Source organism: Pseudomonas saliphila, assembly GCF_008638345.1.
GTDB lineage: Bacteria > Pseudomonadota > Gammaproteobacteria > Pseudomonadales > Pseudomonadaceae > Halopseudomonas > Halopseudomonas saliphila.
Genome location: NZ_VTVA01000002.1, coordinates 104,479 through 118,092, shown reverse-complemented (window position 1 = coordinate 118,092; position 13,614 = coordinate 104,479). Strand labels below are relative to the sequence as shown.

Here is a 13,614-nt window from a genome sequence, read left to right as displayed (position 1 = left end):
ACCATTTGGGTGGCTGGCTACAACCCGTAAGGAGCACCAATGCGTCATTACGAAATCGTATTTCTGGTTCATCCGGACCAGAGCGAGCAGGTTAACGCGATGGTCGAGCGTTACACCAAGCTGATTGAAGAAGACGATGGCAAGATCCACCGTCTTGAAGACTGGGGCCGCCGTCAGTTGGCATACCCGATCGACAAGATCCACAAAGCCCATTACATCCTGATGAACGTTGAGTGCAGCGCCAAGGCACTGGATGAGCTGACCGAGAACTTCCGTTACAACGATGCCGTGATTCGTAACATGGTTATCCGTCGTGACGAAGCCGTTACCGAACAGTCCGACATGATGAAGCCCGAAGATACTCGTGGTGGTGATCGTGGCGAGCGCGGTGAACGCGGTGAGCGCAGCGATCGTGGTGAGCGTAGCGAGCGTCGTGACGACAACGAGTCGGATGATCGTAACGCTGACAACGAAAGCCGCGACACCAATGACGGTGACGACGAGTAATTTCTTTTCGGTCCCCATTTCAGATTCCAAGGAGACGCTGCCATGGCACGTTTTTTCCGTCGTAGAAAGTTCTGCCGTTTCACTGCAGAAAATGTAAAAGAGATCGATTACAAAGATCTCAACACTTTGAAGGCCTATGTCACTGAAACCGGCAAGATCGTACCTAGCCGCATAACCGGTACCAAGGCCAGATACCAGCGTCAGTTGGCAGTTGCCATCAAGCGCGCCCGTTATCTCGCCCTGCTGCCGTTTACCGACAGTCACGGTCGTTGATCTGAGCTGAAAACATGTAATCAGGGGTACTGAATCAGCATGCGCGGTCTGGCCGAATACATCATGGGTGGTAGCAAGCAGGCCACCCTGGTGGTGGCTGTTACGGCTGCGATACCGTTGCTATTCTGGTTCAGTGCCGCGGCCCTGGCGCTGGTTATCCTGCGCCGCGGTCTGAACGAAGCGCTCTCTATCCTGATATGGGGTATTTTGCCGGCCCTGGCCTGGGCAGCAATGGGTGATTTGACGCCCTTGCTGGTCATTCTGGGAAGTGCGTCGCTCGCCGTGCTGCTACGCCATCGTAACGACTGGGCTGTTGTAGTACTCGCTGCTGTGCCCTTAGGGGTGCTGTATGCGGTAGTGCTGCAGACGGTCCTCAATGAACCGCTGGTGGCACTGGCCGCGCAGATCCAGGAGATGCTCCCGGAAATGCTTGCCGGCATGAACGGTGCACTCGATGAGGCCGGTATGGCTCAGCTCGAGGCGCTGCTCGTACCAGTACTGGCGGGGTTGATGGGTGCGGTGCATGCGGTGATGGTGTTGGTCAGTCTGATGATAGGCAGATCCTGGCAGGCCCGGCTGTATAATCCGGGCGGATTTCGCGAGGAGTTTCACCAGTTGCGGTTGTCGCCCTGGGTGGCGATCGGACTGTTGGTGCTGACCGTTCTCGGACCGCAGTGGCCGGCATTGGCAATTGTGGCGCCTGTAGCCAGTATTCCGTTGTTGCTGGCAGGCCTGGCCCTTATGCACGGCATTGTCGGCATCAAGAAAATGGGCACTGTGTGGCTGGTAGGGCTGTATGCGATGTTTGTTTTCGTCGCCCAGTTCGTCTATCCCCTGATTATGTTTTTAGCGTTTGTTGATAGCTTGTTCGATATTCGTTCCCGCCTGCGGTCGCCAGACGGCCCGGCAGATTGAATCGAACAGCCAAGGTTGAATTTCAAGAGGTCATCGTTATGGAAGTTATCCTGCTCGAAAAGATCGCGAATCTAGGTAATCTGGGCGACAAAGTCGCTGTTAAAGCAGGTTACGCTCGCAATTTCCTGTTGCCGTTCGGTAAGGCAACTCCGGCCAACGCCGCAAACGTCGAAGCCTTTGAAGCGCGTCGCGCTGAACTGGAAAAGATCGCTGCAGAGCGCAAGGCCGAAGCAGAAGTACGTGCCGAGAAGCTGGCTGAGCTGACCGTGACCATCACGGCCAACGCTGGTGAAGAAGGCAAGCTGTTCGGTTCCATCGGTACGCGTGACATCGCCGATGCCGTGACTGCCGCTGGCGTCGAACTGGAAAAAAGCGAAGTCCGCTTGCCAGAAGGCCCGCTGCGTAACGTCGGCACCTTCGACGTTGCTGTGCACCTGCACACCGACGTGGAAGCGACTGTCAAGCTGGAAGTCGTTGCTGGCTAACGGGAGCTTCCCGGACTGCCTGGCAGCGTTTGGATCGTCACGGTGCGGCTGATTGCGTCGCTGGTGATCTAACGCAGCTTTGCAGTTAGACTTACCAACACGGTGCATGTCCCAGACATGCGCCGTGTTGTCTTTTCTGTCTCCGCCGTTTCGAGCCCTTGCCCATGAATGATTCTGTCTATAGCGCTACTGCTGAGCTTGACCTGCAAACCACTGCATTAAAGATTCCACCCCATTCCATCGAGGCGGAACAAGCGGTGCTGGGCGGTGTGATGTTGGAGAACAGCGCATGGGAGCGGATTTCGGAGCTGGTCAGCGAGACTGACTTCTATCGGCATGATCATCGCCTGATCTTTCGCGCGATGGTCCGGCTGGCGGCGCGCAACCAGCCATTTGATGTTGTGACTCTGGCTGAGGACCTTGACCGCGAAGGCCTTGCGGATCAGGTTGGTGGCCTGTCTTACCTCGGCCAGCTGGCGAAGAATACCCCCTCCGCTGCGAATATCAGCGCCTATGCGGCCATCATCCGCGAGCGTGCCACCCTGCGTCAGCTGATCAGTATCAGTTCGGAGATCGCAGACACCGCGTTCAATCCGAAGGGTATGCAGGCCGCTGACGTGCTGGATGATGCCGAGCGCAAGATTTTTGCCATCGCCGAAAGCCGTCCTAAGACCGGCGGGCCGGAGTCGGTGAATACGCTGCTGACCAAGGCCATCGATCGTATCGATACGTTGTTCAACAGCGATGGAGCAATTACCGGTCTGTCGACTGGCTTCACTGATCTGGACGAAATGACCTCGGGTCTGCAGCCTGCCGACCTGATCATTGTGGCCGGACGTCCCTCGATGGGTAAGACGACCTTCGCCATGAACCTGGTCGAGAACGCGGTAATGAACAGTGAGAAGGCGGTGTTGGTCTTCTCGTTGGAGATGCCAGGCGATTCATTGATCATGCGTATGCTGTCTTCGCTGGGCCGGATAGATCAGACCAAGGTGCGTTCAGGCCGTCTTGAGGACGAGGATTGGCCACGACTGACTTCTGCGGTCAACCTGCTGAACGACCGCAAGCTGTTCATCGACGATACGGCCGGCCTGTCGCCTAACGAGATGCGTGCACGGGCACGCCGGGTGGTGCGTGAACATGGGGATCTGGGTCTGATCATGATCGACTATCTGCAATTAATGCGGGTCGGCGGCACCAGTTCGGAGAACCGTACCAATGAGATTTCCGAAATTTCGCGCTCGCTGAAGGCCCTGGCCAAGGAATTCAATGCGCCGGTTGTGGCATTGTCGCAACTCAACCGCTCGCTTGAGCAGCGTCCCAACAAGCGGCCAATCAACTCGGATCTGCGTGAATCCGGCGCGATCGAGCAGGACGCTGATGTGATCATGTTCGTCTACCGTGACGAGGTGTACCACCAGGATTCGCAGGACAAGGGCATCGCCGAAATCATCATCGGCAAACAGCGTAATGGCCCAATCGGTACCTCACGCCTGGCGTTTTTGGGCAAGTTCACCCGTTTTGAAAACCTGGCGCCCGGTTCTTATTCCGGCTACGGGGATATGGAGTAGATATGGCTCTCAGTATGCCGGCTGCCAAGCCGCTGTTTGATTATCCGAAGTATTGGGCCGAGTGTTTTGGCCCAGCACCCTTTCTGCCAATGAGCCGAGAGGAGATGGACCTGCTTGGCTGGGACGGCTGCGATGTCATCATTGTGACCGGTGACGCCTATGTGGATCATCCGTCGTTCGGCATGGCTATCATCGGGCGTTTATTGGAAGCGCAGGGCTTTCGCGTCGGCATCATCAGTCAGCCGGACTGGCACAGCAAGCATGATTTCATGAAGCTGGGCAAGCCGAATCTGTTTTTCGGCGTTGCGGCGGGCAACATGGATTCGATGATTAACCGCTACACCGCCGATCGCAAGATTCGCTCCGACGATGCTTACACCGCAGGTGGCAAGGCGGGCAAACGTCCCGACCGTGCCAGTGCCGTGTATAGCCAGCGCTGCCGGGAAGCGTTCAAGGATGTGCCGATCGTGCTGGGCGGCATCGAGGGGTCGCTGCGACGTATCGCCCACTATGATTACTGGCAGGACAAGGTTCGTCATTCCCTGTTGCTCGATTCGAAGGCTGACATTTTGCTGTACGGCAACGCCGAGCGCGCCATCGTCGAGGTCGCGCAGCGGATCAGCCGTGGAGAAAATGTTCAGTCGATCACCGATGTTCGCGGCACCGCGTTCGTGCGCAAGGACACCCCCGCAGGCTGGTTTGAACTCGACTCCACTCGGGTTGACCGCCCTGGCAAGGTCGACAAGATCGTCAATCCCTACGTCAACACCCAGGATACCAGCGCCTGCGCCGTGGAGCAGTCCAAGGGCCCGGAAGCCGAGGCGAATGATACCCAGGTCATCCATCTACTGCCGAACCCACGGTTGGAGCGGGACCGGACGGTAATTCGCCTGCCGTCCTACGAGAAGGTCAAGAACGACGCGGTGTTGTATGCGCACGCCAACCGCGTGTTGCACCTTGAAACCAATCCCGGTAACGCGCGTGCCCTGGTTCAGCGAGACGGCGAGAAGGACGTGTGGTTCAACCCGCCGCCGATTCCGCTTGATACCGAAGAGATGGATTACGTCTTCGGCTTGCCTTACGCCCGGGTGCCTCATCCGACCTATGGGGATGCGAAGATTCCTGCCTATGACATGATCCGGTTCTCGGTGAATATCATGCGCGGGTGTTTTGGTGGCTGTACCTTCTGCTCCATAACCGAGCACGAGGGACGGATCATCCAGAACCGCTCGCATGATTCTATCATTCGTGAGATCGAGGAAATCCGGGACAAGGTGCCGGGTTTCACGGGGGTTATATCTGACCTCGGCGGGCCGACTGCAAACATGTACCGGCTCGCCTGTAAAACCCCCGAGATCGAGGCGTCCTGTCGCAAGCCGTCCTGTGTATTTCCGGGCGTGTGCAGTAATTTACAGACTGACCATTCCTCTCTGATCGGGCTTTATCGCAAGGCACGTGAGCTGCCAGGCGTCAAGAAGGTGCTTATCGCCTCCGGATTGAGATATGACCTGGCGGTCCTGTCTCCCGAATATGTCAAAGAGCTGGTCACCCATCATGTAGGCGGTTATCTGAAAATCGCGCCGGAACATACGGAAGCTGGCCCGCTGAATCAGATGATGAAACCCGGGATCGGCTCCTATGATCGATTCAAGCAGATGTTCGAGAAGTACACCAAGGAGGCGGGTAAGGAGCAGTACCTGATTCCCTATTTCATCGCTGCCCACCCGGGTACGACCGATGAAGACATGATGAATCTGGCACTCTGGCTCAAGCGTAACGGCTTTCGTGCCGATCAGGTCCAGGCTTTTTACCCTTCGCCGATGGCGACCGCGACGGCCATGTATCACTCCGGCAAGAATCCGCTGCGCAAGATCGGTTACAAGAGCGAGGCGGTGACGGTCGTCAAGGGCGAGCGGCAACGTCGGTTGCACAAGGCGTTCCTGCGCTATCACGACCCCAAGAACTGGCCTCTGCTGCGCGATACGCTAACGGAAATGGGTCGCGCTGATCTGATAGGCAACAGTAAGCAACATCTGGTGCCAACCCATCAGCCTGCCTTGGAAGGCTATCACAGCGCGCGGCGGAAGAATTCCACCCCCCAGGGCAGTAAAAAAGTAGGTCGCATTCTGACGCAACATACCGGACTGCCACCGCGCGACACGGGCGGAGGACGCAAGAGTACCAGCACAAAAGGCAAAGGCAGGGGCGCTGGCAGGACTGCGGGCTGACGACTATGGTGGCGATCGGAACTGGCTATTAGCGCAGGCTGCCGATCCCGTTTAACCTTTGGCAAGGTAAATGGGGAGGCGGCCGTCATGTCATTGCTTGTCTTGTTGCACCGATTTCTCGCGTCATATGCGGCGGCCTCGGCTGGCGTCACGGACGATGGGTTAACGTGGCCTAGTTCTTGACTGCCGCGTCCATGCCACTTGAGCGGCGGTGAGTCCAGAAATCCAGTTGTTCCTTGAGTTCGGCAAGATTGACCGGTTTGGCCATATGACCGCTCATCCCGACACGACGTGCCTTGTCCTGATGTTCCGGCAGAATGTGCGCAGTCAACGCGATGATGGGCACGGCGGGACGGTTGTTTGATCGCTCCCACGCCCGAATCTGCTTGGTCGCTGAGTAGCCGTCCAGTTCTGGCATCTCGCAGTCCATCAGCACCAGGTCGTAATTACCTGCTTTGACCGCAGCAACCGCCTCCTGGCCGTTCGGCACAGTGTTGACCGTTACCTTGAGCTTGGTCAGCATGCCACAAATGACCTTGGTGGAGATGAGGTTGTCTTCCGCCACCAGCACCTTTATTTCGCTGTTTTGAGGTGGCTCGGCCGGCTCAACGGGCTCGGTGTCAGTGCTACGTGCGCGCAGCCATTCATCCACCAGGGTCGCCTTGAGGGTGTAGCTCGCAACCGGCTTGGTCAGTGTGCGCCGTATGCCAGCGTTGCGTGCAGCGATTCGGCTGGGCGTCTGGTTGGCTCCGGTCAGCATGACTACGATCAGATCGGCACTGCTGGTGGAGTCCTTGTGAACGCGCTGGGCCAGTTCCAGCCCGGTCATGCCCGGCATTGACTGATCGACAAGCATGAAATCAAAAGGCATGCCCAGATTCTCCTGGGCGCGCAGCATGGCCAGTGCTTCCTTGCCATTCGCCGCAGTGTGGGTTTGCATACCCCAGGCGGCGGTTTGTTGCTGGATGACCTTGCGGCAGGTGGCGTTGTCGTCAACGATCAATACCGAGCGATCAGCCAGGCACAGACCTTCGGGATCACGCTCATTCGCCTGCGGGATAATCTCGGCAGGTAGCGTCAGCCAGACGGTCGTGCCCTGCGCGGTGGAATGATGCACGCCAAGGCGACCATTCATCATCGCGACCAGTTGTCTGGTGACCGCCAGTCCCAGGTAGCTGTTATCCGTCTGTTCCAGCAAGCGCGAGGTATTGATGTCATGGTCCAAGAGACTGTCGAGCGCTTCCTGGGGCATGCCGTTGCCGGTATCCAGCACGGCTATTCGCAGTATCTCCTGCTCGTTGTCGTCTGCTTCGCGACCTACCACCAACAGGATCTCACCATGTGTAGTGTGGCGCAGTGAGTTGGCCAACAGGTTCATGAGGATCTGGCGCAGGCGTGTGGGATCGCCCTCCATAGTACGCGGCACGTCTGGGTGCACGAAGCTGACCAGCTCAATGCCCTGAGCTTCAGCGCGACTACGAAGGATATCCAGACAATCATTGATGAGCGCATGCAGATCGAACTGCACTTTCTCCAGCGTCATCTGGCCGGACTCCAATCGCGAAATATCCAGAATCTCATTGATCAGGTTGAGCAAGTCCGTGCCAGAGCCGTGAATCGTCTGGGCATAGTCCCGCTGCTTGGCCGACAAGGCGGTATCCAGCAGTAGCTCTGTCATGCCCAGCACCCCATTCATGGGTGTACGGATTTCATGACTGATGCGCGCGAGCAGCTCGGCTTTTGTCCGCCGTTCAGCTTGCTTGGTGGCGTCCACGTTGCGACGATTCAGAAGGGTGGCCACAATCCTTTGATAGCGCAGATGCAAGCCCCACGCGTAACACACCAGGCTTGCCCATATCAGTAGATCCGGAATGCTCTCGCTGAACAGGTCCCAGGATATGAATTGCCCCGCCACCCAGCCGGCAAGCAGCAATATATGGCCAGCAAGCATTGGTCGGCCAATTTTCGAGCCGGAAAAACGTAAATATACACTGATGCCCAGGGCGACTACTGGCACGCCGAGCTGGATCAATCCATCAAGCAGCCCGAACATGATGGGCTGGAAGACGGCAGCCAGCACCGTCAAGCCGAAGCCCGCCAACAATAGCCATAGTAGCGGCTGGTAGCGTATGCGGGTGATGCTGAACAGCATCATGGCAATGGCTGGGTAAGCCGCCAGGGCGAGCAGGTCACCGGCTCGCTCATGCATGGTCGGCAAGCGAATGATCAGCCAGCTGATATTGGTCAGGCTGCTTAAACCGAGCATGAGGCTGGCCAGCGCCAGCCACCTATGTGGGTGATCACGCCCGAACCATCCCTGCAAAAAGCCATGCAGCACCAGAGCCAGGAACAGGCCGGCAAGTAATCCCTGAAATGCCTGGTATTGGCCGTGAGCGAGCACGGCCGTGCGCGGCGCTGACAGCTCAAGGTCCGTTCTGAGTGGATGCTGATGCTGCAGCCGCACATACAGGACAGGTTCAACAAGGCCCGCAGTTTGTAACGGAAGGACGACGCCGGGATAGGGCATGGGCACCAGAGCGGGGGAGGACGGTCGGGCGGCCGGGTAGCTTAGCCTTATGGTTTCGCCTTCCAGAACGAACACCTGAAGCTGCTTTATGGCCGGGTTGTCCAATTCCAGGAACAGCAGGGCATTGCTCGGGATCGGGACTTGCACCCATAGCGCTGCCTCGCCACCAGGCAGCGTCAAGGCGCCCTCATACCCGGGGACAAAGCGGTTGGCGTAACGGTTGGAGAGAATATCTTCAAGTGCCAGGCGCCCACTGGTATCGACAAACAATCGATACTGGGAGTCCGGCACTTCCCCGGCTGCGCCAGGGGAAAGCACCAACAAGAGGCTTAACAGACTGCCAAACAGAAGCCAACTGACTTGCTTCACAACGTTCGTCCTGTCCTTGGCTTATAGAAAGCGGTGATATCTGCGGTCGAACAGTATAGCCCACCACAGGCTCAGGTCGGCTGCCGTCCTTCAGCTAATCGTCCGCCTCGCTACCATCGACCTTCCCTCTGGCGCTGTGCTGCGGAACTGACGATTAGCTTTTCCGTGCAATGGCGCGATAGCCGATATCGCTGCGGTAAAAGCAACCGTCCCAGTCGATACGACAGGCCAGATCATAGGCTCGGCGTTGGGCCTGTTCGATATCCTCACCGAGCGCGGTGGCGCACAGCACCCGTCCGCCCTGGGTGACGACCTGTTCACCCGCCAGTATTGTCCCTGCATGAAACACCTTGGCGTCGGCGTCTACAGCGTCGTTCAGGCCTTTAATAGCCACACCCTTGGCGTAAGGGCCCGGATAGCCGCCTGCGGCCAGGACAACGCCAAGACTTGGTCGAGGATCCCACTGCGCTTCGATCTTATCCAGCTCACCAGCCAGTGCCGCCTCGATCAGCGCTACCAGACTGGATTGCAGACGCAACATGATCGGCTGGGTTTCCGGATCGCCGAAACGGCAGTTGAATTCGATGACCTTGGGATTGCCCGCCTGGTCGATCATGAGGCCAGCATACAGAAAGCCCGTATAGGTATTGCCTTCCGCGGCCATGCCTTTGACCGTCGGCCAAATGACTTCATCCATTACCCGCTGGTGAATCGCCTGGGTGACGACAGGCGCAGGGGAGTAAGCGCCCATACCGCCGGTATTCGGACCGGTATCGCCATCCCCGACGCGCTTGTGGTCCTGGCTGGTTGCCATGGGCAACACGTGCTCACCATCGACCATAACGATGAAGCTGGCTTCCTCACCATCAAGAAATTCTTCGATAACTACGCGTGAACCTGCCTCGCCGAACGCATTGCCGGCCAGCATGTCGCGTACTGCCGCTTCGGCTTCTTCGAGTGTCATGGCGACGATGACGCCCTTGCCGGCAGCGAGACCGTCCGCCTTGATGACGATGGGCGCGCCTTGCTGCTGCAAGTAGGCCAGCGCTGGCTCGATATCCGTAAAGTTCTGATAGCTGCCGGTGGGTATCTGATGCCGCGCCAGAAAGTCCTTGGTGAAGGCTTTGGAGCCTTCGAGCTGGGCGGCGCTGGCGGTTGGACCGAAGCACGGCAAGCCGCGCTCTCGGAACAGGTCCACAACCCCGGCAACCAGCGGCGCTTCGGGCCCGACGATAGTCAGCGCCACGTTGGCGGCCGCAAAGTCGGCCAGCCGATCGAGCTCCAGCACGTCAATCGCTACGTTCTCGCATTTCGCCTCGATGGCGGTTCCGGCGTTACCGGGTGCAACGAAAACCTTTTCGACCCGCTCATCCTGGGCTGCTTTCCATGCCAGTGCGTGCTCGCGACCGCCACTGCCAATGATCAAAATATTCATCCAATACTCCTCAAAGAGTAATTCATTCAGGGTCTTAGCCCTGACGACCTCTCGGAAAGAGGTCGCGATCAAGCTGGTATATGCAAGGCGTCTGGGGCTTCGACACGCGCAGTTGCCTGGTGGCAATGAGCATTGGCGAAGCCGCGGACGACGCAGCAGATTCCGGCTTCAGCGCGGCCGTTATCTATTTTCAGTGTCTGAAGTGGCGCATGCCGGTAAACACCATGGCGATATCTGCCTCGTCTGCGGCGGCGATGACCTCCGCATCGCGCATGGAACCACCTGGCTGGATCACGGCGCGGATGCCCACCTTCGCAGCGTTATCGATACCGTCGCGGAACGGAAAAAACGCATCCGAAGCCATCACCGCCCCTTCGACCGACAGTCCGGCATGTTCAGCCTTGATGGCAGCGATGCGGGCCGAGTTCACGCGGCTCATCTGACCGGCGCCGACGCCGATGGTCTGCCGCTTGCTGGCGTACACAATCGCATTGGATTTGACGAACTTGGCGACCTTCCAGGCGAAGACCAGGTCGTGGATCTCCTGTTCGGTCGGGGCACGCTTGGTCACGATCTTCAGGTCCGCTTCGGTGATCATGCCGGTGTCGCGGCTCTGCACCAGCAGTCCGCCGTTGACGCGTTTGTAATCCCAATCGGCTTGCCGCTCCGCCGTCCACTCGCCACATTCGAGCAGGCGTACATTGGCTTTGGCGCTGACCACTTCACGGGCGGCGGCGCTGATGCGCGGGGCAATGATCACTTCAACGAACTGGCGCTCGACAATAGCCTTGGCGGTCTCGCCGTCAAGTTCACGGTTGAAGGCAATGATGCCACCGAATGCGGATTCGCTGTCAGTCGCGTAGGCCAGCTCATAGGCCTGGCGGATGCCACCTTCGTTGTCCGGCACGACGGCGACGCCACAGGGGTTGGCATGCTTGACGATGACGCAGGCCGGTTTGGTAAAGCTCTTCACGCACTCCAGCGCCGCGTCGGTGTCGGCAACGTTGTTGTAGGACAGCTCCTTGCCCTGAAGCTGCACTGCGGTGGCAATGCTGGCATTGGCCGGGTGCGCTTCACGGTAAAAGGCTGCTGCCTGATGCGGGTTCTCGCCATAGCGCATGTCCTGCACTTTCAGAAACTGACTGTTGAAGGTGCGTGGAAACGCGCTACGTTCTTCGGTGCTCAACGTCTCGCGGGTCTGGTCAATGGTGCCCAGATAATTGGCGATCATCCCGTCATAGGCCGCGGTATGCTCGAAGGCCTTGAGCGCGAGATCGAAGCGCTCGGCATAACTCAAGCCGCCGGATTTGAGCGACTCGATGATGCCAGCGTAATCGCCGGCATTGACCACGATGGCGACATCCTTGTGATTCTTCGCCGCGGAGCGAACCATGGTTGGGCCACCGATATCGATATTTTCGATGGCATCCGGCAGGCTGCAGCCGGGCTTGGCCACGGTGGCAGCAAAGGGGTACAGATTGACCGCGACCAGATCGATGGGCTGAATGCCATGCTGCTGCATGACCTCGCCATCGATAGCGCGTCGACCCAGGATGCCGCCATGAATCTTCGGATGCAGGGTCTTGACGCGCCCATCCATCATTTCCGGAAAGCCGGTGTAATCGGCGACTTCCACGGCCTCGATACCTTGCTCGCGCAGCAGCTTGAAGGTCCCGCCGGTGGACAGGATTTCCACCCCAAGGGCGCTGAGCTCACGGGCAAATTCTACGATTCCGTTCTTGTCCGACACGCTGATAAGCGCGCGACGTACCGGTAAGCGGGTAGTTTGGTCGGTCATCTTGGATCCAGAGTCAATGGGTTGGTCATTTCGGTTTCGGGCTGATGAAGGTATAAAACAGGAAACTGGAAGATCAGGCTTTTTGACGGTCGCTGGAGCCAGAGGCGTCACTGCAATCAATCTTCCTTCCGGGCTCCTCGCTTCCAGCTGCTTTTACAGCAGCCCGTATTGTTTGAGCTTCTTGCGCAGGGTGCCGCGGTTCAATCCAAGGACTTCAGACGCGCGGGTCTGGTTGCCTTTGACGTATTCCATCACGCTTTCCAGCAGCGGGGCTTCGATCTCGGCGAGCACCATGTTGTAGACGTTGGTCACGTCCTGGCCGTCCAGATGCTTGAAATAATTCTGCAGAGCTTGCTCGACACTGTCACGCAGGGTCTGGTCTCGCTGCATTGCGTCGTTCGAGACATAATCCATGGAGGGGTCGGTGGTCTCGTTCACAGGAAGGGTTCCGTCGATCGGGGATGTATTGATCAGGCTCATGCCGCCAGGTCTCCTTCCTGCAAGCGGTTGAAAAACGTTTGTATGCCCCGCCGTTGTTGCATGGCGCAATCAATCCGATTGAATGTGCGACGGAAATCTTCCGCGCCTGGCATGGTCTGCAAATACCAGCCCACATGTTTGCGGGCAATACGCACCCCGTGCTCGCTGCCGTAAAAGGCGTGCAAGCCGTCGAGGTGTTCGAGCATGATGTCTTGCTGCCAGCTTAACTCCGGGGTCGGAAGAAAAGCGCCATGGCGCAGATAATAGTCAATCTCCCGGAAAATCCAAGGCCGACCCTGTGCCGCTCGGCCGATCATCACCGCGTCGGCACCAGTATAGTCGAGCACCTGGCGAGCCTTGGCAGGGGAGTCGATGTCGCCGTTAGCGAATACCGGAATATCAATAGCCTGTTTGATTGCGGCAATGGTGTCGTATTCTGCGTCGCCCCGGTACAGGTCCGAACGGGTGCGACCGTGCACGGCCAACGCCTGGATGCCGCTTTGCTCTGCGATACGGGCCACCTGAACCCCGTTGCGGTGGTCGGGATGCCAGCCGGTGCGAATTTTCAGCGTCACTGGAATACTGACCGCCGCGACGACCGCTTCGAGAATATCGGCTACCAGCCGTTCGTCGCGTAGCAGTGCGGAACCGGCGGCCTTGTTACAGACCTTCTTCGCTGGGCAGCCCATATTGATATCAACGATCTGTGCACCCATCTGCTCATTCTGACGAGCAGCTTCGGCCATCATCTCAGGGTCGCCACCAGCGATCTGAACCGAGCGGGGCTCGGCTTCGCCTGTATGATCCAGGCGTTGACGAGACTTTCGGCTATTCCACAGACGGGTATCACTGGTCACCATCTCCGAGACTACCAGTCCCGCACCCAGACGCCGACAGAGCTGGCGGAACGGACGATCCGTTACACCTGCCATCGGGGCAAGAATCACGCGGTTGGTCAACTGGTAAGGTCCGATACTGATCACTGCTTATCCATCCCTGTATTGTCCAGTGTTTCGAGGCACGCCC

The 13,614-nt window shown here is 58.1% G+C and carries 11 protein-coding genes; 6 read left to right on the top strand and 5 right to left on the bottom strand.

From position 1 onward, the window contains the following. Positions 1-39 precede the first annotated feature (39 nt). From rpsF to FHK95_RS02595, 6 genes are all read left to right on the top strand, one after another. On the top strand, positions 40-507 hold the full coding sequence (gene rpsF / locus FHK95_RS02620) for a 30S ribosomal protein S6 (RefSeq protein WP_150303050.1): 468 nt from the start codon (positions 40-42) through the stop codon (positions 505-507). Between the two features lie 42 nt (positions 508-549). Then, entirely contained in the window at positions 550-780 is a 231-nt protein-coding gene (rpsR, locus tag FHK95_RS02615; RefSeq protein WP_150299626.1) for a 30S ribosomal protein S18, read from the top strand. 39 nt (positions 781-819) lie between these two features. Further along, entirely contained in the window at positions 820-1,695 is an 876-nt protein-coding gene (locus FHK95_RS02610) for a hypothetical protein (protein WP_150303049.1), read from the top strand. A gap of 38 nt (positions 1,696-1,733) precedes the next feature. After that, complete coding sequence (rplI, locus tag FHK95_RS02605) at positions 1,734-2,180, top strand: 50S ribosomal protein L9 (protein WP_150303048.1); 447 nt, start codon at positions 1,734-1,736, stop codon at positions 2,178-2,180. Positions 2,181-2,344: 164 nt separating this feature from the next. After that, complete coding sequence (gene dnaB, locus FHK95_RS02600; RefSeq protein WP_150303047.1) at positions 2,345-3,751, top strand: replicative DNA helicase; 1,407 nt, start codon at positions 2,345-2,347, stop codon at positions 3,749-3,751. 14 nt (positions 3,752-3,765) lie between these two features. Further along, entirely contained in the window at positions 3,766-5,979 is a 2,214-nt protein-coding gene (locus tag FHK95_RS02595; RefSeq protein WP_150303292.1) for a YgiQ family radical SAM protein, read from the top strand. A gap of 172 nt (positions 5,980-6,151) precedes the next feature. Here FHK95_RS02595 and FHK95_RS02590 read toward each other — a convergent pair whose 3' ends face one another. The 5 genes from FHK95_RS02590 to dusB form a co-directional block, all read right to left on the bottom strand. Beyond that, positions 6,152-8,875, bottom strand: a complete 2,724-nt coding sequence (locus FHK95_RS02590; RefSeq protein WP_150303046.1) for a response regulator — start codon at positions 8,873-8,875, stop codon at positions 6,152-6,154. Positions 8,876-9,029: 154 nt separating this feature from the next. Further along, positions 9,030-10,310, bottom strand: coding sequence for a phosphoribosylamine--glycine ligase (gene purD, locus FHK95_RS02585; protein ID WP_150303045.1), 1,281 nt, complete (start codon positions 10,308-10,310; stop codon positions 9,030-9,032). Between the two features lie 190 nt (positions 10,311-10,500). After that, positions 10,501-12,108 (bottom strand): bifunctional phosphoribosylaminoimidazolecarboxamide formyltransferase/IMP cyclohydrolase, encoded by a 1,608-nt coding sequence (gene purH, locus FHK95_RS02580; RefSeq protein WP_150303044.1) that lies wholly within the window; start codon positions 12,106-12,108, stop codon positions 10,501-10,503. 153 nt (positions 12,109-12,261) lie between these two features. Continuing rightward, complete coding sequence (fis, locus tag FHK95_RS02575) at positions 12,262-12,522, bottom strand: DNA-binding transcriptional regulator Fis (protein ID WP_150303291.1); 261 nt, start codon at positions 12,520-12,522, stop codon at positions 12,262-12,264. A 62-nt stretch (positions 12,523-12,584) separates the two neighbouring features. Beyond that, positions 12,585-13,571, bottom strand: a complete 987-nt coding sequence (gene dusB / locus FHK95_RS02570; protein WP_268977539.1) for a tRNA dihydrouridine synthase DusB — start codon at positions 13,569-13,571, stop codon at positions 12,585-12,587. Between the last annotated feature and the right edge of the window lie 43 nt (positions 13,572-13,614).